Origin of the sequence: Lentibacter algarum, assembly GCF_040580765.1 — a bacterium.
GTDB lineage: Bacteria > Pseudomonadota > Alphaproteobacteria > Rhodobacterales > Rhodobacteraceae > Lentibacter > Lentibacter algarum.
The window spans coordinates 1,879,115-1,904,220 of sequence record NZ_CP158687.1; the positions used below are offsets into that span (position 1 = coordinate 1,879,115).

At 55.7% G+C, this 25,106-nt stretch carries 26 protein-coding genes; 14 read left to right on the forward strand and 12 right to left on the reverse strand.

The genetic code is table 11. The features are described 5' to 3' along the window. Positions 1–24 precede the first annotated feature (24 nt). The 4 genes from DSM117340_RS09160 (at position 25) to eno (ending at position 3,708) form a co-directional block, all read left to right on the forward strand. Entirely contained in the window at positions 25–903 is an 879-nt protein-coding gene (locus DSM117340_RS09160; RefSeq protein ID WP_089891556.1) for a PhzF family phenazine biosynthesis protein, read from the forward strand. A 29-nt stretch (positions 904–932) separates the two neighbouring features. Then, positions 933–1,346 (forward strand): Fur family transcriptional regulator, encoded by a 414-nt coding sequence (locus DSM117340_RS09165; RefSeq protein WP_089890116.1) that lies wholly within the window; start codon positions 933–935, stop codon positions 1,344–1,346. Positions 1,347–1,453: 107 nt separating this feature from the next. Next, positions 1,454–2,344 (forward strand): DMT family transporter, encoded by an 891-nt coding sequence (locus tag DSM117340_RS09170; protein WP_089890091.1) that lies wholly within the window; start codon positions 1,454–1,456, stop codon positions 2,342–2,344. 89 nt (positions 2,345–2,433) lie between these two features. Further along, positions 2,434–3,708, forward strand: coding sequence for a phosphopyruvate hydratase (gene eno / locus DSM117340_RS09175; protein ID WP_089890088.1), 1,275 nt, complete (start codon positions 2,434–2,436; stop codon positions 3,706–3,708). A gap of 146 nt (positions 3,709–3,854) precedes the next feature. Here the strand turns inward: eno and DSM117340_RS09180 are convergent, their stop codons facing one another. Beyond that, the gene (locus tag DSM117340_RS09180; RefSeq protein ID WP_333908499.1) at positions 3,855–5,042 is read right to left on the reverse strand and encodes an FAD-dependent monooxygenase; all 1,188 of its coding nucleotides are present in this window, start codon (positions 5,040–5,042) and stop codon (positions 3,855–3,857) included. A 73-nt stretch (positions 5,043–5,115) separates the two neighbouring features. Next, complete coding sequence (gene dksA / locus DSM117340_RS09185; RefSeq protein WP_271437231.1) at positions 5,116–5,538, reverse strand: RNA polymerase-binding protein DksA; 423 nt, start codon at positions 5,536–5,538, stop codon at positions 5,116–5,118. A 184-nt stretch (positions 5,539–5,722) separates the two neighbouring features. Between dksA and DSM117340_RS09190 the strand changes: the two genes are divergently transcribed. Further along, positions 5,723–6,562: a MoxR family ATPase gene (locus tag DSM117340_RS09190; protein WP_089890079.1), complete on the forward strand. Its 840-nt coding sequence runs from the start codon at positions 5,723–5,725 to the stop codon at positions 6,560–6,562. A gap of 86 nt (positions 6,563–6,648) precedes the next feature. Here DSM117340_RS09190 and soxB read toward each other — a convergent pair whose 3' ends face one another. The 7 genes from soxB to DSM117340_RS09225 form a co-directional block, all read right to left on the reverse strand. Then, positions 6,649–8,346 carry a thiosulfohydrolase SoxB gene (gene soxB, locus DSM117340_RS09195; RefSeq protein ID WP_089890076.1) on the reverse strand — a complete coding sequence of 566 codons (1,698 nt, stop codon included), beginning with the start codon at positions 8,344–8,346 and terminating at the stop codon, positions 6,649–6,651. Between the two features lie 106 nt (positions 8,347–8,452). Further along, on the reverse strand, positions 8,453–9,304 hold the full coding sequence (gene soxA, locus DSM117340_RS09200; protein ID WP_089890073.1) for a sulfur oxidation c-type cytochrome SoxA: 852 nt from the start codon (positions 9,302–9,304) through the stop codon (positions 8,453–8,455). Positions 9,305–9,365: 61 nt separating this feature from the next. Beyond that, positions 9,366–9,695: a thiosulfate oxidation carrier complex protein SoxZ gene (gene soxZ / locus DSM117340_RS09205; RefSeq protein ID WP_089890070.1), complete on the reverse strand. Its 330-nt coding sequence runs from the start codon at positions 9,693–9,695 to the stop codon at positions 9,366–9,368. An 18-nt stretch (positions 9,696–9,713) separates the two neighbouring features. Then, positions 9,714–10,130 carry a thiosulfate oxidation carrier protein SoxY gene (gene soxY, locus DSM117340_RS09210; protein ID WP_089890067.1) on the reverse strand — a complete coding sequence of 139 codons (417 nt, stop codon included), beginning with the start codon at positions 10,128–10,130 and terminating at the stop codon, positions 9,714–9,716. A gap of 46 nt (positions 10,131–10,176) precedes the next feature. After that, a complete protein-coding gene (soxX, locus tag DSM117340_RS09215) occupies positions 10,177–10,653 on the reverse strand; it encodes a sulfur oxidation c-type cytochrome SoxX (RefSeq protein ID WP_089890064.1) in 477 nt (158 codons plus the stop codon). 159 nt (positions 10,654–10,812) lie between these two features. Beyond that, positions 10,813–11,376, reverse strand: a complete 564-nt coding sequence (locus DSM117340_RS09220) for a thioredoxin family protein (protein WP_089890061.1) — start codon at positions 11,374–11,376, stop codon at positions 10,813–10,815. A 21-nt stretch (positions 11,377–11,397) separates the two neighbouring features. Then, the gene (locus DSM117340_RS09225; RefSeq protein WP_089890058.1) at positions 11,398–12,138 is read right to left on the reverse strand and encodes a cytochrome c biogenesis protein CcdA; all 741 of its coding nucleotides are present in this window, start codon (positions 12,136–12,138) and stop codon (positions 11,398–11,400) included. Between the two features lie 36 nt (positions 12,139–12,174). On the opposite strand from DSM117340_RS09225, the gene DSM117340_RS09230 reads away from it, so the two are divergent. From DSM117340_RS09230 to DSM117340_RS09240, 3 genes are read left to right on the forward strand one after another with little or no spacing between them, the layout of a single operon-like run. Beyond that, positions 12,175–12,594, forward strand: coding sequence for a thioredoxin family protein (locus DSM117340_RS09230; RefSeq protein WP_245724403.1), 420 nt, complete (start codon positions 12,175–12,177; stop codon positions 12,592–12,594). Between the two features lie 39 nt (positions 12,595–12,633). After that, a complete protein-coding gene (locus tag DSM117340_RS09235; RefSeq protein WP_089890052.1) occupies positions 12,634–12,972 on the forward strand; it encodes a metalloregulator ArsR/SmtB family transcription factor in 339 nt (112 codons plus the stop codon). Between the two features lie 32 nt (positions 12,973–13,004). Further along, complete coding sequence (locus tag DSM117340_RS09240; RefSeq protein WP_177170654.1) at positions 13,005–14,057, forward strand: YeeE/YedE family protein; 1,053 nt, start codon at positions 13,005–13,007, stop codon at positions 14,055–14,057. A 12-nt stretch (positions 14,058–14,069) separates the two neighbouring features. Here the strand turns inward: DSM117340_RS09240 and DSM117340_RS09245 are convergent, their stop codons facing one another. Next, a complete protein-coding gene (locus DSM117340_RS09245; RefSeq protein ID WP_089890049.1) occupies positions 14,070–14,768 on the reverse strand; it encodes a DUF1223 domain-containing protein in 699 nt (232 codons plus the stop codon). 114 nt (positions 14,769–14,882) lie between these two features. Continuing rightward, a complete protein-coding gene (locus DSM117340_RS09250) occupies positions 14,883–15,311 on the reverse strand; it encodes a peptidylprolyl isomerase (RefSeq protein ID WP_089890046.1) in 429 nt (142 codons plus the stop codon). 171 nt (positions 15,312–15,482) lie between these two features. On the opposite strand from DSM117340_RS09250, the gene DSM117340_RS09255 reads away from it, so the two are divergent. The 5 genes from DSM117340_RS09255 to DSM117340_RS09275 all read left to right on the forward strand — a co-directional run bounded on the left by DSM117340_RS09255 (position 15,483) and on the right by DSM117340_RS09275 (position 20,184). Continuing rightward, positions 15,483–16,181: a haloacid dehalogenase type II gene (locus tag DSM117340_RS09255; protein WP_089890043.1), complete on the forward strand. Its 699-nt coding sequence runs from the start codon at positions 15,483–15,485 to the stop codon at positions 16,179–16,181. Beyond that, on the forward strand, positions 16,174–16,992 hold the full coding sequence (locus DSM117340_RS09260) for an alpha/beta hydrolase (protein ID WP_089890040.1): 819 nt from the start codon (positions 16,174–16,176) through the stop codon (positions 16,990–16,992). Before DSM117340_RS09255 ends, DSM117340_RS09260 begins: the two co-directional genes overlap by 8 nt. Beyond that, a complete protein-coding gene (locus DSM117340_RS09265; RefSeq protein WP_089891551.1) occupies positions 16,989–17,960 on the forward strand; it encodes a threonine/serine dehydratase in 972 nt (323 codons plus the stop codon). The genes DSM117340_RS09260 and DSM117340_RS09265 overlap by 4 nt, the downstream gene beginning before the upstream one ends. Before the next feature lie 104 nt (positions 17,961–18,064). Then, on the forward strand, positions 18,065–18,853 hold the full coding sequence (pcaD, locus tag DSM117340_RS09270) for a 3-oxoadipate enol-lactonase (protein WP_089890037.1): 789 nt from the start codon (positions 18,065–18,067) through the stop codon (positions 18,851–18,853). Next, on the forward strand, positions 18,853–20,184 hold the full coding sequence (locus DSM117340_RS09275) for a lyase family protein (protein WP_089890035.1): 1,332 nt from the start codon (positions 18,853–18,855) through the stop codon (positions 20,182–20,184). Before pcaD ends, DSM117340_RS09275 begins: the two co-directional genes overlap by 1 nt. Here DSM117340_RS09275 and DSM117340_RS09280 read toward each other — a convergent pair. Further along, complete coding sequence (locus tag DSM117340_RS09280; RefSeq protein WP_089890032.1) at positions 20,181–22,322, reverse strand: malate synthase G; 2,142 nt, start codon at positions 22,320–22,322, stop codon at positions 20,181–20,183. The genes DSM117340_RS09275 and DSM117340_RS09280 overlap by 4 nt on opposite strands. A 198-nt stretch (positions 22,323–22,520) precedes the next feature. Here DSM117340_RS09280 and pepN point away from each other — a divergent pair, with 198 nt between their 5' ends. Continuing rightward, positions 22,521–25,073 (forward strand): aminopeptidase N, encoded by a 2,553-nt coding sequence (pepN, locus tag DSM117340_RS09285; RefSeq protein ID WP_089890029.1) that lies wholly within the window; start codon positions 22,521–22,523, stop codon positions 25,071–25,073. Positions 25,074–25,106 lie beyond the last annotated feature (33 nt).

Below are 25,106 nucleotides of genomic sequence, written 5' to 3' on the forward strand. Positions count from 1 at the left end.
AGCCAGCAGAGCGGAGCCTTTTTCATGACAGACTACATCGTGCTGGATGTCTTCACAGACACGCCCTTCGGAGGCAATCCCCTCGCCGTGATCCCCGACGCCACAGGCCTACCCGAAGCAGAGCTGCAAAAGATCGCGCGCGAGTTCAACTTTTCAGAAACCGTCTTTCTCTATCCGCCCGAAGAGCCCGCCGATACGGCCCGCTTACGCATCTTCACCCCGACAATGGAGATTCCCTTCGCAGGTCACCCGACGATAGGCGCAGCCATCGCGCTTGCCCAGCAGGGCCACGGCCCCGCCATGCGCCTTGCTCTTGGCGTCGGCCCTTTGACAGCCCGCGCCACGCCCACAGAGGCCAGCTTTGACACATCCGTACCGCTCGACATACTAGCTCAGCCATCGCCTGCCCTTGTCGCCCGCGCACTCGGCCTGCCCGAAAGCGCAATTTACCTCGACAACCACCCGCCCACGCTCGCCTCTGTCGGCCTTCCCTTCACACTGACAGAGCTGACAAGCCGCGCCGCGCTCGCCGCCTGCACACCCGATACCGAAGCCTTCCGCGAAGGCGCAGCCGCCTACAAAGGCGCACTCGACTTTGCCCAATTCGCCTATTGGCAAGACGGTGAGACCTTGCATGCGCGCATGTTCGCCCCCTTAGACAATATCCCCGAAGACCCCGCCACAGGCTCCGCCTGCGCAGCCCTTGGCGCGTTTCTAGCCAGACTGAGCGGTGCCCCCGTCGCCTTCACAGTCCTACAAGGCTCTGATATGGGCCGCCCTTCGCGCATCGGGCTACAAGCCCGCGACGGCAGTGTCACAATCGCAGGCCAAGCCGTCAAAACCATGCAAGGACAGCTCACGCTCTCCCCCTTACCACTGGCCAAAAGCCCAGAGCTCGGCTAAACCCACGTCACCCTTTGATGAGCTACGCCATGACCGATACAATCACCTCCCGTTGCGAAGCCAAAGGCCTGCGCATGACAGGCCAGCGCCGCATCATCGCGGCTGTGCTACAAGATTCTGATGACCACCCCGATGTCGAAGAGCTCTACGCCCGCGCCGTAGCCCTCGATTCAGGGATTTCAATCGCCACAGTCTATCGCACAGTAAAGCTTTTTGACGAGGCTGGCATTCTGGACAAGCTTGAGTTCGGCGATGGTCGTGCCCGCTATGAAGATGCTGAGCGTGAGCACCATGACCACCTGATTGATCTCAATTCAGGCGAAGTGATCGAATTCGTCGATGAGGAAATCGAAGCCCTGCAAGAGCGTATCGCCCAAAAGCTCGGCTACACTCTCAAGGGCCACCGCCTTGAGCTATACGGCGTACCGCTCAAAAAGCCCTGATCCAGCGCTCTTAAACAAACTCCCCAACTCGTTAACAAGCGAAAGAGCTTGCACAGCCCTCCGCTTTCCGTGATGCACGGCGCGTAACCCTTACGGACGCACATCCCATGAACAACCTGCGCGGCATTCTCTTCATCACAGCGGCGATGGCGGCTTTTTCGATTGAAGACAGTTTCATCAAGCATCTTTCAGGCTCGGTCCCCAAAGGCCAGATCATGCTGTTGCTCGGTCTTGGCGGCGCGTTGGTTTTCTTCCTTGTCGCCCTGCGCCAACGGGTCAATGTTTTTGCAAAGCGGCATTTCTCATGGCCCCTCTTTTGGCGCACCGCGTCCGAATCCGTTGCAGCCCTCTTCTTCATCACCTCGCTGTCGCTGGTTCCGATCACGACAGTGGCGGCGGTCTTTCAAGCCACCCCACTGGCAATCACCCTTGGCGCCGCGCTTTTTCTTGGCGAACAAGTCGGCTGGCGCCGCTGGAGCGCGATCATGGTCGGGTTCCTTGGCGTGCTTATCATCATCCGTCCCGGCATGGCGGGGTTTGACCCCGCATCCCTCTTCGTGGTCATCACCGTCTTCACCATCGCCGCGCGCGACCTACTCACGCGCCTGATCCCGACAGAAACATCCTCAACGGTCGTCTCCTTTTACGGCTTTTTCGCCCTCGTGGTCTCAAGCCCCCTGCTCATGGCAATAACAGGCTGGCCCGAGGCGGTCACAGGGACAGAAGCGCTCTCGCTCGGTGCAGCCGTGGCCTTTGGCGTCATCGGCTACTACCTCATCGTTACAGCCATGCGCATGGGCGAAGCCTCCGCCATCATGCCGTTCCGCTACACGCGTCTGCTCTTCTCAATCATTCTTGGCGCGTGGATTTTTGGCGAATCCCCCGACGCACTGACCTACCTTGGCTCCGCCCTGATCATCGCGTCTGGCCTTTATACCTTCCTGCGCGAGCGCAAACTGGCCCGTGCAATGGCCCGTGAGGCCTCAGCCACGGCATAATCCCTCATGTTGGCGCTATCGTCCTTGCGCTCATAGCTCAAGCGCCTACAACCCGTCTCAACCTTACATTTGAGACGAAAGAGCGCCCCATGAGCATCATCATCGACATCCACGCACGCGAAATCCTCGACAGCCGTGGCAACCCCACAGTCGAAGTCGATGTGGTATTGGAAGACGGCACACTGGGCCGCGCCGCTGTCCCCTCGGGCGCCTCAACAGGCGCCTATGAAGCCTCCGAAAAGCGCGATGGCGACGCGAGCCGCTACATGGGCAAAGGCGTGCTTGAGGCCTGCGCTTCTGTAAACGGTGAAATCGCCGAAGCTCTTATCGGCATGGACGCCACCGAGCAGGAACTGCTCGACGCTGTCATGATCGAGCTGGACGGAACACCTAACAAATCCCGCCTCGGCGCAAACGCGATCCTTGGCGTTTCCCTCGCCGTCGCCAAAGCCGCAGCTGATTTCTGCTCGCAGCCGCTTTTCCGCTACATCGGCGGCACCTCCGCCCGCACGCTTCCCGTCCCGATGATGAACATCATCAATGGTGGTGAGCACGCAGACAACCCGATCGACATCCAAGAATTCATGATCATGCCCGTCAGCGCAGAGAACATCCGTGACGCGATCCGTATGGGGGCCGAGGTTTTTCACACGCTTAAGAAAGAGCTGACAGCCGCGGGCCTCTCAACAGGCATCGGCGATGAAGGTGGTTTTGCGCCAAACATCGCCTCCGCCCGCGAAGCCCTCGACTTTATCCTGAAATCGATCGAAAAGGCAGGCTACAAAGCAGGTGAAGACATTTACCTCGCCCTCGACTGCGCCGCGACAGAGTATTTCAAAGACGGAAAATACGAGCTCAAAGGCGAAGGCAAATCGCTCACACCCGCCGAAAACGTCGACTACCTCGCTGCGCTCTGCGCCGACTATCCGATCATCTCGATCGAAGACGGCTGCTCTGAAGACGACTGGGAGGGCTGGAAAGCGCTCACAGACAAGCTCGGCGATACAGTCCAACTCGTCGGTGACGACCTCTTCGTCACAAACCCAGAGCGCCTCGCCATGGGTATCGAACAGGGCTGCGCCAACTCAATGCTGGTGAAAGTGAACCAGATCGGGACGCTCTCGGAGACACTCAAGGCCGTAGACATGGCGCACCGCGCCCGCATGACCAACGTGATGTCGCACCGCTCTGGCGAGACCGAGGATGCAACGATCGCCGACCTCGCAGTCGCAACAAACTGTGGTCAGATCAAAACAGGCTCTCTCGCACGCTCAGACCGGTTGGCAAAATACAACCAACTGATCCGCATCGAAGAGGCGCTCGGCGAGTCCGCACAATATGCAGGCCGCTCAATCCTTAAATAATCGGCCCCAAAAATGAAGCCGCCGTTCGCTGAAGTAACGAACGGCGGTTTTTTTTGTGCGCTTCCAAAAACTGTTCAGGCGGTGCACGGGTTGTGCACGCATTGTGCACGCTTTTCACCCCCCTAGAATCAGCGATTTTTCAAGCGTTAACGCGCTCTTTCGGGTGGCCTATCTTGGGTGATGTCATAGCCATAGAGCCAGTCAAACTGGCCAAGCATCCGCCTAGGCGCAAGCGCTCCGCCCAGCCTCAAAGCAGTATGCGCCGCAAAGCGCAGCGGGCCAAATCCGAGGTGGTATTTCCATGCGTTTCCCGTGGCGGTTTTAATCACTCTCGCAGCACGATCACGCCGCCATAGCTGATAGTCTCCAAGACCTTGTTCAAGGCTTCCCACGTCGTCCAAAGCCACACCCATAGCCCACGCATCCTCCAAAGCCATAACCGCGCCCTGCGCCAGAAACGGCAATGTCGGATGCGCCGCATCACCCAAAAGCGCAAGCCCCTGCCCATGCCAGCGCGGGGCAACCTCATGGCGGAACAAGCCCCACAGCCGAACCTCTTCCACAGCCCCCAGCATCTCCTGCACCACAGGCGCAAAATCCGTGAATGCGGCCCGCAAATTGGCAGGCTCGTCCCCGAGCGTCCAGCTTTCCTCCAGCCAGTCGCGCTGTTCCTCCACAGCCACCAGATTGAGCATTTTGCCCCCCATCAAGGGATAACTTACCAAATGTCGCCGCGGCCCCATATGGACCTGCACATCGCTCTGCCGCCCCCAGACATTGGGCACAACAGCCCGCCACGCAGCATTGCCTGTAAAGAAGGGTGCACTCGCTCCGTTGAGCGCGGGGCGTACGACAGAATGCACGCCATCGGCCCCAATGATCAGATCGGCTTCTCGTCGCTCGCCACTGTGCAAAACAACAGCCGCAGGGCAGCCTTCTTCGACGCGCTCAACCTTCTGCAAAAGCTGGATTTTTGCACCTGCCGCGCGCGCCCCCTCCGCCAGAAGCGAGATGAGCTCGGCCCGATGCACAAAGTAGTATTTCTGCGGCGACATCTGCGTCAGATCAAGCTTTAGGACCTCTCCACCTCGGTAGTCCATAAGCCGGACTGTATCCGCCAGAACGGCCCCACTTTTCACAAGTTGTGGCTCAAGCCCCATGGCGCGCAAGACGGCCAACCCATTCGGCGAAATCTGTAGCCCCGCACCTACCTCTTTGATCTCGCCAGCCTGCTCCAACACGGTCACATCCGCGCCCCGCAACGCCAGCACCCGCGCCAAAGCCAGCCCGCCGATCCCAGCACCGATAATGTAGGTTTTTAGTCCCGCAAGCATCATTTGCCCCTAACAAAAAGGCGCTGGAACTGCTGCTCCGGCGCCCTATTTTTGTCTCGTTCCGCCGCGCAGATCAATCGTCGCGGTGGACTTTCTCGCGCCGCTCATGCCGTTCCTGAGCTTCAAGACTCATCGTCGCAATCGGACGTGCATCAAGTCTCTTGAGTGAAATCTGGTCGCCTGTCACCTCACAGTAGCCAAACTCGCCCTCACCAATACGGCGCAGCGCCGCATCAATTTTGGAAACAAGCTTGCGCTGACGGTCACGAGTGCGCAGCTCAAGTGCGCGGTCCGTTTCCTCGGAGGCGCGGTCAGCCGCGTCAGGAATGTTGCGAGTGCTTTCTTGAAGCCCTTCGATCGTGTCGCGACTGCCTTCCAGCAATTCCTCGCGCCACGTGATGAGTTTTCTGCGAAAATACTCGAGCTGACGCTCGTTCATAAAAGGCTCGTCCTCTGCTGGACGGTAATCATCAGGCAGAAAAAACTCTGCTTTCATTTCCTTTTCCCCTACGTTTGAGCGAGTCAATGACACGGGTTACTCTCCTACACTGCGCGCTTCGTCTGCGCCGCTCTTACCTCTAAGGAAGCCGAATGTCACTACCCCATAACATCAGATTGCGGTGAAATTGCGTCTCGGCTAGTTTGCCTTGGAAATCAACAATCAAGAAGGCAGTGCTCACATGAGATTTGAAGGAACCGAGGCCTACATCGCCACCGAGGACCTCAAAACAGCCGTCAACGCCGCTGTCACGCTGGAGCGCCCGCTCCTTGTCAAAGGCGAACCAGGAACAGGAAAAACAGAGCTTGCACGTCAAGTTGCCAGTGCTCTGGGCCTTCGCATGATCGAATGGAATATAAAATCCACCACCAAAGCCCAACAAGGCCTCTATGAGTATGACGCCGTCAGCCGTCTGCGCGACAGCCAGCTTGGTGAAGAGCGTGTGCACGATGTTAAAAATTACATCAAAAAGGGTAAGCTTTGGGAGGCATTCACATCTGACGAACGAGTTGTCCTGCTGATCGACGAAGTCGACAAAGCAGACATCGAGTTCCCGAACGATCTTCTCCAAGAGCTCGACCGCATGGAATTCCACGTCTACGAGACAGGTGAAACGATCCGCGCCAAGAACCGGCCCGTGATCATCATCACCTCAAACAATGAAAAAGAACTCCCAGACGCCTTCCTGCGCCGCTGCTTTTTTCATTACATCCGTTTCCCCGATATGGACACAATGCGCCAGATCGTGGCGGTACATCACCCCGCAATCAAAGAACAGTTGCTCACAACCGCCCTCACGCAGTTCTACGAAATTCGCGAACAATCAGGCCTCAAGAAGAAACCGTCGACCTCCGAAGTGCTCGACTGGCTCAAACTGCTTCTGGCCGAGGACTTGAGTGCAGAAGATCTCAAGCGAGACGCCGCAAGCGCTTTGCCAAAACTCCACGGCGCCCTCCTCAAAAACGAGCAAGACGTACATCTCTTTGAGCGCCTTGCCTTTATGGCCCGCCAGAAGCGCTAAACGATCCCCCAAAACAAAAAACGCCCGCGTACATCACGCGGGCGTTTTTATTTTCAAATCGGTAAAATAAATCCGGATCGAAGCGTTTACGCGCCTGTAACCTTCACCGATGTATTCTCTTCAAGCGTCACAGTGCCCTGTTTGCGAATGTGATTTTCCACCACATCCCAAATCTGCGGGCCTTCTGTGCCTTCGTTAACACTGGCCCAGCCAGCAACAACGTAGTTCTTCGCAGGATCAATCGCTTCACCGGTCTTCAGGAGCGTCATTTCAGAAATCCGCTCGCCTTGTGGCTTGCTTACGTCGATCTTGTAACCCATGCCGCCGATGCGAACCATATCACCGCCTTGTTGGTAATAAGGGTCTGGATTGAAGAGGTTATCGCCCACATCTTCAAGAATCACCTTGATGAATTCACCGGTCATTTCCGAACGATACGCTTCACCGTAAGTCATTGAAGTTACGTTCCAAATGTCTTCCCGGGTGATCTCCTGACCTGGAAGAATGCTCGGCCCCCAACGCACACCAGGGCTCATCGCGATATCAGCTTCACGCTCTGACATGAGAGCATTGCAGATCAGGTCATCCCAAGATCCGTTGAAGTTCCCGCGGCGATAGAGAAGCGTGTCTGTCGTGCCGATCACTTCTTTCAGCTGATCCTCATAAGGCGCACGCTGAACATCAATGAGCTTGGCCACGTCAGCATCGGGCGTAATTACATCTGAGAAAATCGGGATAAGTTTGTGCTTAATTCCCTTCATTTCACCGTCGCGCACATCAAGATCAACACGGCTGACAAACTTACCGTTTGAGCCTGAGGCGATGATATGCGTCTTGCCCACAAGCACTGGCTCAGGGAGCGCGTCATGCGTGTGACCTGAAAGGATCACGTCAATGCCCTCGACATTGCCAGCCATCTTCTTGTCCACGTCAAAGCCGTTGTGGCTCAGCACAACAACAAGCTCAGCGCCTTGGTCGCGAACTTCCTGCACCATGGCTGCCATGTTGTCTTCGCGGATGCCGAACGAGTACTCAGGGAACATCCAGCGTGGGTTGGCAATCGGCATATAAGGGAAGGCCTGACCGATCACGGCGATTTTCACACCACCACGCTCAAAGAATTTATAGGGTTTGAAAAGCTCGGCAGGTTCGTCCCATTCGGCATCAAAGATGTTCTGGCCAAGAGACGTAAACGGCAGGCTGGACACAAGCTCATTCACCCGCTCAGAGCCCAAAGTGAACTCCCAGTGGAAGGTCATCGCATCTGGCTTCAACGCGTTCATAACGTTGACCATATCCTGACCTTCGGTCTGGTAGCAGGTATAGGAACCGTGCCATGTATCACCGCCATCAAGCAGCAGCGCATCAGGGCGGTCCGCGCGGATCGAGTTGACCACAGTCGCAACGCGGTCAAGGCCCCCAACGCGGCCATATTGCTGCGCAAGAGAGGTGAAATCATTATAGCTCAGCGCATAGGCCGATGGGCTTCCATCAGCAATACCGTAGAGCTTCCGGAAGTCAGCGCCCGTGATGTGCGGAACGTGCCCGTTGTTGACACCGACACCAATGTTCACTTCAGGCTCGCGGAAGAAGATCGGCTTCATTTGCGCGTGAATATCTGTGACGTGGATTAAGCTCACGTTGCCATAGGTTTCAAACTCAAGAAGCTGGTCTTGCGTCAGCGCCTGCTGCGCCGCGAGGCGGGCCCAATTACCAAAACCGCTCGCGCCATAAAGCGCTGACGCGGCCATAGAAACTTGTAGAAAATCGCGGCGTGAGATCATGGCTTGAGAACCTTCCTTCGGGCATTGGCGGCAACATATGCACAAAACCTAATGCGTTCTGACAAAAAGAAACCCGCACCTCAGAAAGATGCGGGCTTCGGGTGTTTTAGTTACGGACTGATGGGCCTTCGACTGAAAGACCATTGCCGCGGCTTGCAACGTAAAGCTCAAGTGCCACAAACTCTGGGCCACCCGGGCTAAATGTTTCGGCACGTGTATCGCGCACACAACCTTTAAAGCGGCTGTGCGTGCCATTCAGCTTGGCGTTTTTCAAACGGTATGTTGGGAAACCGTTAATCTGGCCTTGGCTCAGGTGATCCGCGCGGATCATGTTGCCATAGTTGTCTTCGTGGCAGTTGGCGCATGACAGTTCGAGCTGGCCATAACGGGTATAGTAAATCTCTTTACCCTTTTCCCATGTCGCCTGAGCCGGACCGTCAATAGCAACGTTTACAGGCATTCCGCGAGAAACAGATGCGAGAAGAGCTTCCATTGGAATGGAGCCACCTTTGTCTGTTTTCCAAGGCTCAGCGCCCATACGGGTTTCACGGCAGTCATTCACCTGCATTTGAAGCGTGCGAACTTCACCAGCAGCTTCGTTCCACTTAGGATAAACAGCTTTTACACCAGCCATTTCCTCTGGAGCACCGTGACAGCTTGCGCAGGACTTGCCTTCGCCACCGTCAACCGCATTCCAGATTTCAACGCCCTGTTCGACAAAAATCATGCCGGGGTTGTCGAAATCGTCCATTTCCATGGCCTGCGTTTCGTCTGAGCGAAAGTGCCAGCCAGACATTACTTCATCGAGTGAGTCTGACAAGTGAGCAGGAGCTGGAGCTTTTGTGGTGATGGCGATATCGCCATTGATCACCAGCGTGTCATCGTCGGGGTCAGCCATACCAAGTGTTGGCAAAGCCAGCGCAACCGCGCCGATGAGGGACATTGTCTTGAAGTTCATGCATTTCCTCCCTTGGAAAGCACCCTGCCCTTCTGCGGGGCAAGGCACTCATGCGTGTTGATCAGGCGATTGCGACTGATTTTGCGTCTTCGTAGACAGAACCGTCGTCGTCATACCAAGTGAATTTGAAATCACCGGCTTCAGGAACAGTTGCTTCGAATTCGAAGTAAGGGTTTGTCGAGATCGCTGGCGCGAGTTCAACATCGATAACCATCTTACCGTTATATTCCGCGGTAAAGCGGTTGATGATCGAGCGCGGAATCTTGTTGCCATCGCTGTCTTTGCGCTGACCTGATTCCATGCTGTGGCTGATCAGAGTTTTGATCACCACAACTTCGCCAGCTGCTGCTGACTTTGGCGCTTTGACACGGGGTTTTACACCATCTGCCATTTTAGTCGTCTCCTCTGATTAGCCGCCGCAGCCGCCAATTGTCACTTTTACTGTTGAGCTTGCGCGTGCGAACGTGCCGTCAGCCATTTTGGCCACTGCAACAACATCTTGCGTACCTGCAAGACGAATGCGCGTAGAAGCACTCTGGCTGCCTGAAAGCTCACCAAATTTAAATGTCGCCACATCAGGTGTCGGGTTGCCGGCCGCCAGAAGCAAAATCGCCTCTGCGCCTTCAGCCGATACGCTGACTGGAACAGTGTTACCATTTTCGGCGATTTCAGGAGCTGTCAGCGTTACGCCGCCTTCAGCTACATCCGCGCCACCTGTAAACGCTGCAATCATGTCGTCCGCGGCCGCAGTGGCCTGAAACGGCAGAATTGTCAGAGCAACAGCGCCGGCCCCAAGGGCGAGCGTATCACGTCGTGAGAATTCCATATCTAACTCCTTTTACGTCTCTCTCAAAGTGCTCCGGAAACCCGGATCACTCGTCTTTCAATGTCATAAGGAACGCAACAACATCTTCGATTTGCTGCGCACTCAAAAGTGGATCAAGCGCACCCTCGGCAGCTTTGCCCGTATAGGCATTGCCAGGGCGATCAAAGCCTTCGACTTTGTAGTAGCTTGGCATCATCGTTCCGTCGTATGTCAGCTTCGCGTTTGAAACGATGCCGCGCAATTCGGCTTCATTCCAACGATCCGCGACACCATCAAGCGCAGGGCCGATGTTACCTGGAAACGCTACGTCTGGCAGCGAGCTGACGACGTGACAAGCAACGCAGTTGCCTTTGCTGCGGCTAGAGTAGACACCGATGCCTTCCTCTACGCTGCCGGCTACGCCGCTCAGCGACATTTCAACCGCGCCATCTTCCGTGAAGACGACATTTGCTGGCTCAACTGTTTCGGCATATGCCGCTCCAGCTGTAAGCGTTGCCGCCAGTGCAAGTGTTGTGAACCTCATATTTCCTCCCTTGGCCACCCGTGTTCTAAAGCTAGGTTAGCTTTGCATACCGTAGTGGACAGGCAAGAGACTCGCAACAACAAATTCAGAAAAATGAATTTACCTATTTAAAGACCGATCCCTGCCCGACGTTCCTGAAAGACGCAAAGCCAATAGAATTCATTGCGAAAGTTGCGTTTCCAGCATGCGTGCATGATATTTTTGGAAAGGTTCGTCGCCTGCATAGCCCTTCTCGTTCACCCAAGTAAGCATATTCAGCGTTGTCCATTTCCCAAACGCACCAGGCACTTGTGCGACAGCCGCTTGTGGGGCTGTCAGGCCCTCCGCGACTTCCTCAGGGAAGTAAATCATCAAGGGCGTGAACAGTGCGCCCCACTTCTGGACCATCTCTTTTTCCGGCAAGGTCTCGCCATCAAAATCCGTTACTTCAACGTCACCGAACATATTGATCTGAACGAAAAAATAGTTGTCCGTGATGTAAGCATCGATCGCAGGGTCAATAAACACCTCTTCGTGCATCTTCTTGCAGTAGATGCACCCGCGCTGCTCGATAATAATAGCGAGTCGTTTGCCCTCTGCATTTGCCTCAGCCAGATCTTCACGCAGATCTTTGAACGTATCTCGCATCCATGCCGTCTTGTGCAGCCCATCGTCTCCAACTTCGGACGCGAGAGCAGGTAGCGCCAGACAGAGCGCCGCGACCATTGCCAATAGCTTTTTCATCTTATTCTCCTGATTCACTCATCATCCCAGCGTTTGAAAGCTGGGGAAAAAATCTATCATCCAGTTGGCAATCACATTGACGGTATTTGTTGCAATGAGAATCGCAAAGACGATCAGCATCACCCCCATGACCTTTTCAACGTGACCTTGGTATTGACGAAACCGCCCCATGAAGCCGAGGAACGGCTTGGCAAAGAAGGCGGCCAAGACAAAAGGTGCTGTCATGCCTAGCCCGAAACAGGCCAGTAAAAGGGCACCCTTCCAAAGCTCGCCCATGCCACTGGCCATAAACAGGATCGATGCAAGCACCGGCCCAACACAAGCCGTCCAGCCAAAGCCAAACGCAAGCCCCATGACATACGCGCCCAAGACAGTTGACGGGTCAGCTTTGCTCTCAACCCGCGCCTCGCGGTAGAGAAAGCCTATCCGTATGATGCCAAGGAAATGTAGCCCGAACACAAAGATAACCGCCGCCGCAACATAAGACAGTGGCTGCTTCCACTGTGCAAAGGCCTGGCCCAGCGCCGTTGCCCCCAAGCCAAGCAACATAAAAATAGTGGTTACACCCAAAGCAAACATAAACGCCGAAACAACAAGCCGTTTCTGCGCGCCAGGCGCAATTTCGCCCTCTTCACGCAGCTCGCTCATCGAAATACCCGCCATGTAACTCAGGTAGAACGGGACCATTGGCAGAATACACGGCGTGAAAAACGCCACCAATCCGGCCAGCGCTGCGCCCCAATAGCTGATCTCGCCGAGCATCGCCCGCGCTCCTTGTCATATTAACATATTCAGATTATGTTGAGTGTAATTGAAACAGTCAATGATGTTACCATGTTCAGTCGTCTTATTTTCTCGATGGCCATTGCCATATTTCTGGCGGGCCAAGCGCTTGCAGTCGAGTTGATTATGGTAGAGCAAAAAGGCTGTAGCCATTGCCAAGCTTGGCACAAGGCAATAGGCCCCATTTATCCAAAAACACCGGAGGGCGCGTTTGCCCCGCTGAGTGTCGTTAATATTTCTGAAGGCGCACCCGATGGGGTTCAATTCGCGCGCAAGGTTGTTTTCACTCCAACATTTGTTCTCGTGGATGAGGGCGCAGAAATCGGCCGTATCGAAGGTTATCCCGGTGAAGATTTTTTTTGGGGTCTTCTCGAAATGATGTTAAGAGCCAAAACAAGCTATGTAAAACCTGACGGCTCGGCTGCCAGCAATTAGAACAACAGGGGCATCAAGCTCCGCGCAGAAGGATACCCGATGGGACTTCCACAATTTACCGATGATCTGACCGATGCAGAGATCGACAACTTCATGGACAATGCCACCAAGGCATCAAACTTCCTCAAGACAGTAAGCCATGAAGGCCGCCTGATGATCCTCTGTCATTTGGTAACGGGAGAGAAGTCGGTGACCGAACTGGAAAGCCTGTTGTCCGCCCGCCAAGCTGCGGTCAGCCAGCAGCTTTCCCGCTTGCGCATGGAGGGCCTAGTTATTCCGCGTCGTGACGGCAAAGCCATTTACTACCGATTGGCAGACAATCGCCCCAAACGTATTTTGGAGCTTGTTTACGAGCTGTTTTGCGACGACGATAGCTAAACACGCCGCATCGTGACTGGGGAGGGTTGCAGGTGCTTGAGATGATTTCTGAAAACAGCTTCGTGACGCTTGCTGGCGTTTTTGGCGGCGTTTTGCTCGGGCTGGCTGCGCGACTCGGCAGGTTTTGCACACTTGGTGCAATTGAAGACACGCTCTACGGCAATAACACCCTACGCTTGCGCATGTGGGGTCTTGCCATCGGCGCGGCGATCATGGGTACATATGCCCTCGCCGGCGCAGGTTTGGTTCCGCTAGAGCAGAGCTTTTATCTTTCGATCACGTGGATGCCTCTCGCGTCAATCACGGGCGGGTTGCTCTTTGGCTATGGCATGGCGCTTGCGGGCAACTGCGGCTTTGGAGCTTTGGCGCGTCTTGGAGGCGGCGACATGCGAGCCTTCGTTATTGTTCTGGTGATGGGCGTCTCGGCATATGCCGTGCTTTCGGGTCCTCTCGCTTATCTGCGCATCTGGGCCTTTCCGCAGACCCAAGCGGCAACGCCCCCTGGTATCGTTCATTTTATCGCGGCCCAAACTGGCATTGGCATATCATCACTTGGGATGTCGATCGGCTTGCTCATCGCCCTTGCCTCTCTCGCCTCACCCGCCTTTCTCAAGCGGCCCGCCTCCGCGTTCTGGGCATTGGTTGTGGCAGCGGCAATTGTCAGCGGCTGGGCCGCGTCGGGCTATATTTCGGCCTACGGTTTTGGCGCTTTTCCCGTTGTGTCCCATAGTTTTAGTGCTCCCGTCGGCGAAGCCCTTCTCTTTGCCATGACCTCATCAGCCGGCCTGCCCTCGTTTGCGGTAGGTTCTGTGGCGGGGGTTCTGATCGGAGCCTTTATCGGCTCTCTCATCAAAGGACATTTCCGTTGGGAAGCCTGCGAAGATCCGCGCGAATTACGTCGCCAACTCTTGGGCGGAGCCCTGATGGGCGCAGGCGCTGTGATCGCCATGGGATGCACCGTTGGCCAAGGTCTTTCGGCATTTTCTACGCTTAGTTACTCAGCTCCCGTCACATTCGCAGCTATTTTTGCAGGAGCGGCCTTCGGCTTGAGGCAGCTCATTGAAGGCTTTCAACCCGCAGAATGAACCGATTTCGTTTCAGTCTGCGCGTGCCGCTGCCAAAATTGGTCCGTGACCGCGTGTTTGCAAGATAATTGCCGTTTTTTCGGAACCACTCGCGCGCTCACTTGTCTCAAACGGGCTCTTCATATCCCAGATATCGAGTACTTTGATCTCCGTGACAATATTCGCGTAGGCAATCTCTCGGCCCGCATTTTCACCCTTTTGGATTTGGGTCACGCCTTGCGGCATATAGCGGACCATAAGCACAGCCACAGGCTGCGCCACACCTTGCGCCTGCGCCGAGATACGCAGCTTTCCCGCGTCGCGAACCACAGTCAGGCTCGCCTTACCCGCTTGCGCTTGATGACGCTTTATCAAGCTGTTCACCTCGACGGGGTGGTTTCCGACAACGTGCTGCTCACCCTGAACAATCATCTGAGGCGTGTAAACGGAGCGACGCCCACCAACATGAGCATAAGCGCGCTGACGCTCGGAATGTGCCTTCTGACCAAAAACATCTTTCCAGCCAATATAATCCCAATAATCAACATGCATCCCAAGCGCGAGGACATCGTCGCGCTTTGCAAGCTCATGCAAAAATGCGTCAGCTGGCGGACAACTCGAACAGCCCTGCGAGGTGAAGAGCTCAACAACAACAAGTCTTCGCTCCTCGGCCCCAGCCGATGCTGCAAAGCCCGTAAGCATGAGTATGACAAATGTTATGATGCGCCACATGGGCTTCTCCTTCACGCTTTCGCTAATCATGACATAGCGCAAAGAGGGTCTCACTCACCAATCAAGGTTTCGAGAGACTTGGGCGGGTTTTGTTTCAAACCCGCCCAAAACAGTTTAGTTGACGGACACGAGTTCAATCTCAAATGTCAGATCTTTGCCTGCCAACGGATGATTGGCATCTAGAACAACTGTTTCATCCGTAATCTCCGCAACTGTAAGCGGCATAATTTCGCCGCGCTCGTTCTTGGCTTGAAGCTGCAAACCAACCTCAAGAGGAATATCAGCAGGAATTTCTGTGCGGGGAACAGCTTGGCGCGCTTCGGCGTGATGGGGGCCATAAGCATCTTCCGAGGCAATCTCGACACGCTTCTCATCACCGACTTTCATTCCAGGAAGCGCAACATCAAGGCCTGGAATAATCTGGCCTGAGCCAACCACAAACTCCAGTGGATCATTGCCTTGGCTCGAATCAAAAACAGATCCGTCGCTCAGGGTTCCAGTATAGTGAATGCGTACGGTATCACCGCTTTTTACTTCGCTCATAGCGTGTCCAGTTCTATTTGGGGGAAATGAATTTAGAGGCCGCGCCAGCTGCGCAGGTTCTCAGGCTCGCAAATAAACTAAACGTCAAATCTCCTGAATGCAAACACCCAGCGCATTGACCTTTCCTATCCCCTCCCCCAGTGTTTTGCGAAGTCACCAAGGGAGAATGTGATGTCTACAAAAGCCTGCGTCTTTGATGCCTATGGAACTCTATTTGACGTCACCGCCGCGGCCCGCGAAGCCGCCGCAGAACCCGCCTTTCCAGAGTTGGCCGACAAGTGGCAAACCCTTGCCGCGCTTTGGCGCGACAAACAGCTCAATTACACTTGGCTTCGCGCCGTGACAGGCGATCATACAGACTTCTGGCAAGTGACGGGCGATGGACTTGACTGGGCGCTCGAAGCGACAGGCCTCCACGGCAATCCCGATCTGCGTGAGCGGCTGTTGCAGCTCTATTGGTCCCTCTCAGCCTTTGCCGAAGTCCCTGAGATGCTGCAACGATTGCGCGCAGCAGGGCTTCAAACGGCAATCCTGTCCAATGGATCGCCCGATATGCTCAATGGTGCGGTCTCATCCGCTGGCTTATCAGGCCAGTTTGACGCCGTGCTCTCGGTCCAAGATGTTGGCGTTTTCAAACCCTCGGGCAAAGTTTATCAGCTGGTTGAAACAGTGTTGGGCGCTAAGCCAAATGAGGTGATCTTTGTATCCTCCAACGGCTGGGACGCCTCCTGCGCAACATCGTTCGGTTTTGAAACCGTCTGGGTTAACCGCACGGGCCTGCCCATGGATCGCCTCTCTGGCAAGCCCAAGCATATCTTGAGTGACTTGAAAGAACTGCCTGAACTGGTCGCTGAGCGCAACAATGCCTAAGTTCCAGACATCAGACGGGCTATCGCTTCATTATGAAGACGAGGGAGTGGGCACGCCCCTCCTCTGCCTGTCTGGCCTCACACGCACGGTGCGCGACTTTGACTTTGTGGCACCGCACCTCGCCCATATGCGGCTTATCCGGCTGGATTACCGCGGTCGCGGGTTGTCGGACTGGGCCGATCCAAGCACCTATACACCGCTCATTGAGGGCCGTGACGTGCTCGAACTTATGGATCACCTGGCGCTGTCACAAGCGGCGGTTTTGGGAACATCTCGTGGCGGGCTTATCGCTATGACACTCTCGGCCATGGCCAAACCGCGCCTGCTTGGTGTGGCGCTCAATGATGTCGGGCCAGTGCTTGCTCGCCAAGGCCTTGAAAAGATTGCGCTCGTGATTGGTAAAAAGCCCAACTTCAAGGACTTTGACAGCCTTCTGAAAGTTTGGCCCGACCTTGCACAAGGCTTTGATAACGTCCCGACCATTCGCTTTCGTGAAGAAATTTCTCGGCTGTTTACCCAAGGCGATACCGGACTAGAACTCAATTACGATCCAGCCCTACGTCAAGGTGTTCTTGCTGCACTTGACGCGGATCTGCCCGATCTCTGGCCACTCTTTGAGACACTCTCAGATTTGCCCCTCTGCGCATTGCGTGGAGCAAACTCCAACCTGCTAAGTGAAACAACCTTCTCGCAAATGCGCGAACGTCGCCCCGATATGATCGCCGCCGTGGTCCCTGACCGTGGCCATGTGCCCTACTTAGACGAACCCGCAGCGCTTGAAGCGCTGCTTCAATGGACGAAACGCCTATGAATATCGATATGATCCGCGCCGCAGCCATTCGCCTTGAAGGTCACGCGCGCCGAACTCCCCTCCTCTCGTCGCCCTTTCTTGACGAGATCGCGGGCAAGCCCGTGTTTGTCAAAGCCGAATGCCTTCAGCACACTGGCTCTTTCAAGTTTCGCGGCGGCTGGTCGGCCCTGTCTGGCCTGCCCGAAGATCAGCGGAAAAACGGCGTGATCGCTTTCTCTTCGGGCAATCACGCCCAAGGCGTTGCCTACGCAGCAGCCCTTCATGGTGTCAGCTCGGTGATTATCATGCCATCGGATGCTCCCCGCCTCAAAATCGAAAACACACGCGCCCTTGGCGCGGAAGTTGTCCTTTACGACCGCGCGACGGAGGACCGTGACGAGATCGGCGCGACCCTCGCGAAACAGCGTGGCCTTACCCTAATCAAGCCCTATGACGAGCCACTTGTTATCGCAGGCCAAGGCACGACAGGGCTAGAGATCGCCGCTCAAGCCGCAGACCTCGGCGTACAAGACGCAGACGTACTGGTCTGTTGTGGCGGTGGCGGGCTCACCTCGGGAATCGCCCTCGCGCTCGCGGCAGAAGCCCCCAGTTTCAAGGTGCGCCCGTGTGAACCAGAGGGGTTTGACGATGTGACACGCTCGCTGGCCTCAGGCAAAATCGAACGCAATGAGAAGCTTACCGGTTCTCTCTGTGACGCGATCATCACACCACAGCCGGGCGATATGACCTTCCCAATCATGGCAGCGCATTGCGGCTCAGGAATTGTCGTAACAGAAGAAGAAGCGCTCAAAGCCATGGCTCATGCTTTCCAGCGTCTCAAAATAGTCGTCGAACCCGGCGGCGCTGTCGGCCTTGCGGCTGCGCTCTTTCACGCAGAAAAGACCAATGCATCCACACTCATCGCTGTCACCACAGGTGGGAATGTCGATGTTTCAGTCTTTCAAAAGGCGCTGGCCTATTTAGACTGAGCTTCAATACGCGACGCTCTGGCCTATACTTGGCCATAGGGGCCGTTTATAACCTCTTCACCCTGATTAAGGCCCCAAAAGCGCCAAGCTGCGGAGACATGCACATGAAGATAGCCGACCTCGGCGATATCCGCCTCCACTACAAAGACGAAGGCCCCAAATCTGGACCTGTCGTTGTTTTCGCAAATTCCCTTGGAACGGACTTGCGCCTATGGGATTCCGTGCTGCCACATCTCCCCAAAGGCCTACGCCTCATTCGCTATGATAAGCGTGGCCACGGCCTGTCTGACTGCCCTGCTGCCCCCTATTCGATGGGCACATTGGTGCGCGACGTCGAAAGTCTGCTAGATTATTTGGCCGTGAAAGACTGCGTCTTTGTCGGGCTTTCAATTGGTGGGATGATTGCCCAAGGGTTGGCCGTGAAACGCCTTGATTTGATGCGTGCCATGGTGCTGTCCAATACAGGTGCCAAGATCGGTACGCGCGAGATGTGGCAAGATCGAATCGAAGCCGTAAAGGCGGGCGGGATAGAGGCCTTGTCAGACAGTATCCTTGAGCGCTGGTTTGCCCCCGCCTTTCGTGAAACGCCAGAGTTTACCGCATGGCGCAATATGCTCATTCGACAGCCAAAAGAGGGCTATATCGGCTGTTCTGCCGCCATTGCAGGCACAGACTTTATCACGCCGACCTCAGGCCTACGCCTTCCTACATTGGCGATTGCAGGCTCAGAAGATGGCTCCACGCCGCCTGATCTTGTGGCTGAAACCGCCGCGCTTATTCCGGGCTCGCGCTTTGAAATTATCCGCCGCGCAGGACATCTGCCGTGCGTTGAACAGCCCGAAGCTTACGCTGCCTTGCTCACCACATTCCTTTCAAAGATCGGACATATCTGATGGCCGCTTCCGCCTTTGACAGCCAGCACCTCGCCAAACTCTTTGACACTGGCGAACTAGCCGCCCTCTTCACCGACAGCGCCGAGATGCGCGCGCTTCTGCTCGTAGAAGGTGCTCTGGCCAAAGTCCAAGGGACACTTGGCGTCATCCCGGAGATCAGCGGTGCATTCTTACATCGTGCAGCGATGGAAGTTCAGATTGATCCCTCAGGGCTGGCCGCCGCAACCGCGCAAAACGGCGTCAGTATTCCTGCTTTTCTCGCCGCCCTCCGCAAAACCTTGGAGGCCCCTGAACACGCACAATATTTGCACTGGGGAGCCACCTCTCAAGATATTCTTGATACGGCCCTCATGCTGCGCCTCAAGCGCGCGTTTGATTACATCCAAACCACGCTGAAGCAACACCTTACAAACCTTGCGGATCTCGCTGAAAAACATAGCGAAACGCCGATAGCGGGCCGCACTTGGGGACAACACGCCACCCCAACAAGCTTCGGTGCGGTCGTCGCCGCTTGGGGGCACCCACTGCTCACACTCGCAGCAGAATTTGAGGCCACCCGCGATACTGCTTTTTGGGTCTCCCTCTCGGGCGCGGCAGGCACAAGCAGCGCGCTTGGCCCCAAAGCAGGCGAAACACGCGCCGCACTTGCAACGGCACTCGGACTTCATGATCCCGCGCACAGCTGGCACAGTGACAGAACCCCCATCGTCAAACTGGCGTCTTGGGCGACACGCCTAGCCAATGCTCTGGGTAAAATGGCGGCGGACCTTTCAGAATTTACCATGACAGAGCTTGCCGAAGTGACACTTGGCGGTTCGGGCAGCTCCTCAACCATGCCCCAAAAGCAAAATCCCGTTTCCGCAGGTGTGATCACAGCCTTAGCGACCCATGTCACAGCGCTCAATTCAAGTCTGCAAGCCAGCGCCCAACACGCCCAGCAGCGCGACGGCGGCGCATGGATCACCGAATGGCTCACCGTTCCACAGCTCGTGCTCGGCACAGGTGCCGCGCTTGGCCATGCAGAGCGCATGGCCGCGGCGTTCACCCCCAACACGGAGCAAATGAACGCGACTCTTCACAGTGGCAAAGGCCTGATCTTTGCTGAGGCTTTGTCTTTTGCGCTGGCCAACGCAATGCCACGCCCCGAAGCACAGCTCAAAACCAAAGAGCTTTGCGCAAGCGTCATGAGCACGGGAAAAACCTTAGCAGAGGCCGCTTCGGAGCTGTTTCCTGAGATTGATTTCAAAGATGTATTCGAGGCTAAAGCCCAGCTTGGCAGCGCCTCCGAAGAGGCGCGTGCCTTTGCTGTTGCCGTACGTGCTTTAGCTTAAATCGAAGCCTTCAATTCAAGGCGGCGCGCGTGCAAGACAGGCTCAGTATACCCTGACGGCTGTGTGCGCCCCTTAAAGACCAAATCACAGGCCGCTTGAAACGCTATCCCATCAAAGCTTGGTGCCATTGGCTTGTAGGCTGGGTCACCGGCGTTCTGTGCATCTACAACAGCAGCCATTTTGCGCATTGCAGCCATAACTTCCTGAGCATCTACAACCGAATGATGCAGCCAGTTGGCGAGCCCCTGAGCCGAAATACGGCAGGTCGCGCGGTCTTCCATCAGCCCTACATCGTTGATGTCAGGCACTTTGGAGCAGCCCACTCCTTGGTCAACCCAGCGCACCACATAGCCCAGAATTCCCTGTGCGTTGTTTTCCACTTCGCGGCTGATCTGCTCTTTGGTCCATCTGCGATAAGTCGCAAGCGGAATATCCAGAATTCCGTCCACATGTGCGCGTCGCCCGCCCTTGCGCAGCTTCGCTTGCACGGCAAGCACATCTACCTTGTGATAGTGCAACGCGTGCAGAGTCGCCGCGGTGGGTGATGGAACCCAAGCACAGGTTGCTCCCGCTTTCGGGTGCTCGATCTTCTGCTCCATCATTGCCGCCATGAGATCGGGCATCGCCCACATCCCCTTTCCGATTTGCGCTTTACCAGACAGGCCACACTCAAGGCCGATATCGACATTGAGGTTTTCATATGCCCCGATCCAACCTTTGCGTTTGATAAAGTCCTTGCGGCTAAACGGCCCTGCTTCCATCGAGGTATGAATTTCATCGCCCGTGCGGTCAAGAAAACCTGTGTTGATGAAAGCAACTCTCGATTTCGCGGCGCGGATGCATTCTTTGAGGTTCACAGAGGTGCGTCGCTCTTCGTCCATCACACCGATTTTCACGGTATTGGCGGGCAATCCGAGCAAGCCCTCAACCCGGCTAAATATCTCATCCGCAAAGGCGACTTCCTCTGGCCCGTGCATCTTGGGTTTTACGATATAGACTGAGCCGTGTACCGAGTTGCCGCTGTCACGCTTGAGGTCATGCATCGCAATCATGGTGGTGATCGCAGCGTCCATCAGCCCTTCAAATACTTCGTCTCCTTGCGCGTCAAGAATCGCTGGGTTGGTCATCAAATGCCCAACATTGCGCACCCACATCAATGCGCGCCCCTTCAGCACAAGCTTGCCCCCGTCAGGCGCAGTATATTCGCGGTCATCAACAAGGCGACGGCTGACCGTTTTGCCACCTTTTTCGATATCGGCGCTAAGATCACCCTTCATCAAGCCCAGCCAATTGGAATACGCCAGCGTCTTGTCTTCCCCGTCCACACAGGCAACAGAATCTTCGCAATCCATAATCGCCGACAAAGCGCTTTCAAGCTGCACATCGGCCAGCAAGGCCTGATCATGGCTGCCAATCGGATGGGCGCGATCGAATACCAGTTCGACGTGCAAGCCATTGTTCTTCAGTAAAACACTGTCAGGCGCCTTCGGGTTCCCCGTATAGCCCACGAACTTTTCAGGGCTTTGGAGCGGCCGTTCATCAACAAGGAGCCGCCCATCCTGAACATGATAGCGCCGCGCATCTGCATGAGATGTGCCCTCAACAGGAAAAGTGTCGTCCAAAAACACGCGCGCCCGCGCCACGACCCGCGCACCGCGCCCGCGCTCATATCCACCGGCAGGTGGCATCGAGCCCATAGCATCCGTGCCATAGAGAACGTCATACAAGCTGCCCCAGCGCGCATTGGCAGCATTGAGGGCATAACGGGCATTGGTGATTGGAACCACAAGTTGTGGCCCAGGGATCGAGGCGATCTCAGGGTCAACATTCTGCGTATCGATCTCGAAATCAGGGCCCTCAGTGAGCAAATACCCAACTTCATGCAAAAAGGCCTTGTAGGCGGCGTGATCATGCGGCTTGCCACGATGCGCGATATGCCAAGCATCAATCTGGGCCTGCAAGCTCTCGCGCTTCTCCAAGAGAGCACGGTTTTTAGGCGTCAAGTCTGCGAGCATTGCTGCAAAACCAGCCCAAAAACTGTCGGCCGCCACGCCTGTGTCAGGCAAAGCAACCGTATCCACAAACTGCGCCAACTCCGCATCCACTGAAAGCCCTGCTCGCTCTACCCGCTGTGTCATGACACGCCCTATCTTGCTAAATTTCTCCAAGAACCTTGTAACGCGCGAAGCGCTCAAGGCGCAATCTTTCGGATGTTCAAGACGAACAGAAAAACCTTCAGGATTTTCAAGACAATGCAACTGCCAATATAGGATGCCCTATTGAAGCTCCGCGCTGGCGCGCTTACCGTCTGCACAACTGCAGGACAGGAGCTTCCCATGAGCCAGACGAGCGCCGAAACCATCTACCTCAAAGACTACACACCTTTTGGCTGGACTGTGGAAGAGGTGCATCTGACGTTCGCTCTGCATCCAACCAAAACGCGGGTGAAAAGTCGTATCCGCTTCGTGCCCAATCCTGATGTTCCACCTCAAGAGTTCTTTCTACATGGCGAAAATCTCACACTCATCAGTGCTGCGATCGACGGCGCAACGATACCGCCCAAAATCACACCGAAAGGTCTGACAGCGGATGTACCCGTTGGCCCGTTTGTGTGGGAGAGCGAAGTCGAAATCAGCCCTGAAACAAACACCGCGCTTGAGGGCCTCTACATGTCCAACGGCATGTATTGCACGCAGTGCGAAGCTGAGGGCTTCCGCAAAATCACATACTACCCAGACCGCCCAGACGTGATGAGCACGTTCACGGTGCGCGTCGAGGGCTCAGAGCCAGTTCTTTTGTCAAATGGCAACAAAGGCGACGCTGGTACAGGCTTTGCCGAGTGGCATGACCCGTGGCCCAAGCCCGCTTATCTCTTTGCTCTCGTTGCCGGCGATCTCGTGAACCATCCAGACAACTTCAAAACCCAGTCAGGCCGCGATGTTGAGCTGAACATCTGGGTGCGCAAAGGCGATGAGGACAAATGCGCCTTTGGCATGCAAGCGCTCAAAGCGTCAATGACATGGGATGAAGAGGTCTATGGTCGCGAGTACGACCTTGATATCTTCAATATCGTCGCGGTTGACGACTTCAACATGGGCGCAATGGAAAACAAAGGCCTCAATATATTCAATTCCTCCTGCGTACTCGCCAGCCCAGAGACCAGCACAGATGACAATTTCGAGCGCATCGAAGCCATCATTGCGCATGAGTATTTCCACAACTGGACAGGCAACCGCATAACATGTCGTGACTGGTTCCAGCTCTGCCTCAAGGAGGGGCTCACTGTCTATCGCGACAGCCAGTTCACCTCCGATCTGCGCTCCGCTCCTGTCAAGCGCATCTCAGATGTGATCGATCTGCGCGGCCGCCAGTTCCGCGAAGATGGCGGCCCGCTGGCCCACCCTGTGCGCCCCGAGAGCTTCGTTGAGATCAACAACTTCTACACAGCCACCGTCTATGAGAAAGGCGCAGAAGTCATCGGCATGCTCAAGCGACTTGTCGGCGATGAAGACTATTACAAAGCGCTTGATCTCTATTTCACCCGCCACGATGGCGACGCCGCCACGATTGAGGACTGGTTGAACGTGTTTGAAGAGGTCACTGGCCGCAACTTGAAGCGCTTCAAGCGCTGGTATAGCTCCGCTGGCACGCCTCGCCTTACCGTCACCGACAAGTTCAAAGACGGGCGCTATACACTTACATTTAAACAAGAAACGCCGCCCACACCTGGTCAGCCTCAAAAGAAGCCACGAGTCATTCCCATCGCCGTTGGCTTGCTCGGCCCAAATGGCGACGAGGTGCAGCCCACAACTTTGCTCGAAATGACAAAGCGTCAGCAGAGCTTTTCCTTTGAGGGCCTCGCCTCAAAGCCTGTAGCTTCAATCCTGCGCGACTTTTCTGCGCCCGTTGTTCTGGAGCACGAGCGCAGCAATGCAGAGCGCGCCTTCCTGCTGGCGCATGACACTGATCCCTTCAACAAATGGGAAGCGGGCCAAGCCCTGCGCCGCGCCAGCCTCATCGCCAGCGTCACAACAGGCGCCGCGCCCGATACAGCATTCCTTGACGCCGTTGTGCGTGTTGCGCGCGACGACAGCCTTGATCCCGCGTTCCGCGCGCTTGTCCTCCAGCCTATTGGCCAAGATGATCTCGCCGCAACTTTGCATGCCCAAGGCCATACGCCTGATCCGCAAGCCATCTATGACGCCAGCGAGACAATGGCGCAAAGTCTTGCTCAAGAGCTGGCCGACAGCCTGCCACGGCTCTACGCTGACACAACCGTTGATGGGCCGTTTGTTCCTGACGCAACAGGCGCGGGCAAACGTGCGCTCAACGGGCGCATTCTCTATATGCTTACACGTATGGACGGTGGTGCGCAGGCGCGCGCACAATTCAAGACCGCCGACAACATGACCCTGAAGCTCGCTGCACTCAACGCCCTTTTGGGACAAGACACAGGCACCGACGAAGCCGAGAATTTTTTCCAGCTCTGGAAAGGGGACCGCTTGGTGATGGACAAGTGGTTCGCGGCCCAAGTGGCTTTGGCCAAGCCCGAAAAAGCGGCAGATGTCGCCGAAGCTTTAACAGCGCATCCCCTCTTTACCCCGAAAAACCCAAACCGCTTCCGCGCGGTCTTTGGGGCGCTGACCATGAACCACGCAGGCTTTCACCACAGCTCAGGGCGGGGATATGCACTGCTCGCAGACTGGCTTATCAAGCTCGACGCGCTTAACCCACAGACAACCGCACGGATGTGCACCGCCTTTCAGACCTTCGCACGGTATGACGATACGCGCCGAAGCCTTGCAAAAGCCCAATTGACGCGCATCCTTTCAACAAATGATCTCAGTCGTGATACAACCGAAATGGTCACGCGTATCTTGGAAGGCTGAGCCAGTGCAGCGCCCTCTAGGAAAGTGGCAGTC

Coding starts and splice junctions, on each gene's coding strand:
- DSM117340_RS09160 (WP_089891556.1), top strand. CDS start 25: ATGACAGACTACATCGTGCTGGATGTCTTCACAGACACGCCCTTCGGA.
- DSM117340_RS09165 (WP_089890116.1), top strand. CDS start 933: ATGACCGATACAATCACCTCCCGTTGCGAAGCCAAAGGCCTGCGCATG.
- DSM117340_RS09170 (WP_089890091.1), top strand. CDS start 1,454: ATGAACAACCTGCGCGGCATTCTCTTCATCACAGCGGCGATGGCGGCT.
- eno (WP_089890088.1), top strand. CDS start 2,434: ATGAGCATCATCATCGACATCCACGCACGCGAAATCCTCGACAGCCGT.
- DSM117340_RS09180 (WP_333908499.1), bottom strand. CDS start 5,042: ATGCTTGCGGGACTAAAAACCTACATTATCGGTGCTGGGATCGGCGGG.
- dksA (WP_271437231.1), bottom strand. CDS start 5,538: ATGAAAGCAGAGTTTTTTCTGCCTGATGATTACCGTCCAGCAGAGGAC.
- DSM117340_RS09190 (WP_089890079.1), top strand. CDS start 5,723: ATGAGATTTGAAGGAACCGAGGCCTACATCGCCACCGAGGACCTCAAA.
- soxB (WP_089890076.1), bottom strand. CDS start 8,346: ATGATCTCACGCCGCGATTTTCTACAAGTTTCTATGGCCGCGTCAGCG.
- soxA (WP_089890073.1), bottom strand. CDS start 9,304: ATGAACTTCAAGACAATGTCCCTCATCGGCGCGGTTGCGCTGGCTTTG.
- soxZ (WP_089890070.1), bottom strand. CDS start 9,695: ATGGCAGATGGTGTAAAACCCCGTGTCAAAGCGCCAAAGTCAGCAGCA.
- soxY (WP_089890067.1), bottom strand. CDS start 10,130: ATGGAATTCTCACGACGTGATACGCTCGCCCTTGGGGCCGGCGCTGTT.
- soxX (WP_089890064.1), bottom strand. CDS start 10,653: ATGAGGTTCACAACACTTGCACTGGCGGCAACGCTTACAGCTGGAGCG.
- DSM117340_RS09220 (WP_089890061.1), bottom strand. CDS start 11,376: ATGAAAAAGCTATTGGCAATGGTCGCGGCGCTCTGTCTGGCGCTACCT.
- DSM117340_RS09225 (WP_089890058.1), bottom strand. CDS start 12,138: ATGCTCGGCGAGATCAGCTATTGGGGCGCAGCGCTGGCCGGATTGGTG.
- DSM117340_RS09230 (WP_245724403.1), top strand. CDS start 12,175: ATGTTGAGTGTAATTGAAACAGTCAATGATGTTACCATGTTCAGTCGT.
- DSM117340_RS09235 (WP_089890052.1), top strand. CDS start 12,634: ATGGGACTTCCACAATTTACCGATGATCTGACCGATGCAGAGATCGAC.
- DSM117340_RS09245 (WP_089890049.1), bottom strand. CDS start 14,768: ATGTGGCGCATCATAACATTTGTCATACTCATGCTTACGGGCTTTGCA.
- DSM117340_RS09250 (WP_089890046.1), bottom strand. CDS start 15,311: ATGAGCGAAGTAAAAAGCGGTGATACCGTACGCATTCACTATACTGGA.
- DSM117340_RS09255 (WP_089890043.1), top strand. CDS start 15,483: ATGTCTACAAAAGCCTGCGTCTTTGATGCCTATGGAACTCTATTTGAC.
- DSM117340_RS09260 (WP_089890040.1), top strand. CDS start 16,174: ATGCCTAAGTTCCAGACATCAGACGGGCTATCGCTTCATTATGAAGAC.
- DSM117340_RS09265 (WP_089891551.1), top strand. CDS start 16,989: ATGAATATCGATATGATCCGCGCCGCAGCCATTCGCCTTGAAGGTCAC.
- pcaD (WP_089890037.1), top strand. CDS start 18,065: ATGAAGATAGCCGACCTCGGCGATATCCGCCTCCACTACAAAGACGAA.
- DSM117340_RS09275 (WP_089890035.1), top strand. CDS start 18,853: ATGGCCGCTTCCGCCTTTGACAGCCAGCACCTCGCCAAACTCTTTGAC.
- DSM117340_RS09280 (WP_089890032.1), bottom strand. CDS start 22,322: ATGACACAGCGGGTAGAGCGAGCAGGGCTTTCAGTGGATGCGGAGTTG.
- pepN (WP_089890029.1), top strand. CDS start 22,521: ATGAGCCAGACGAGCGCCGAAACCATCTACCTCAAAGACTACACACCT.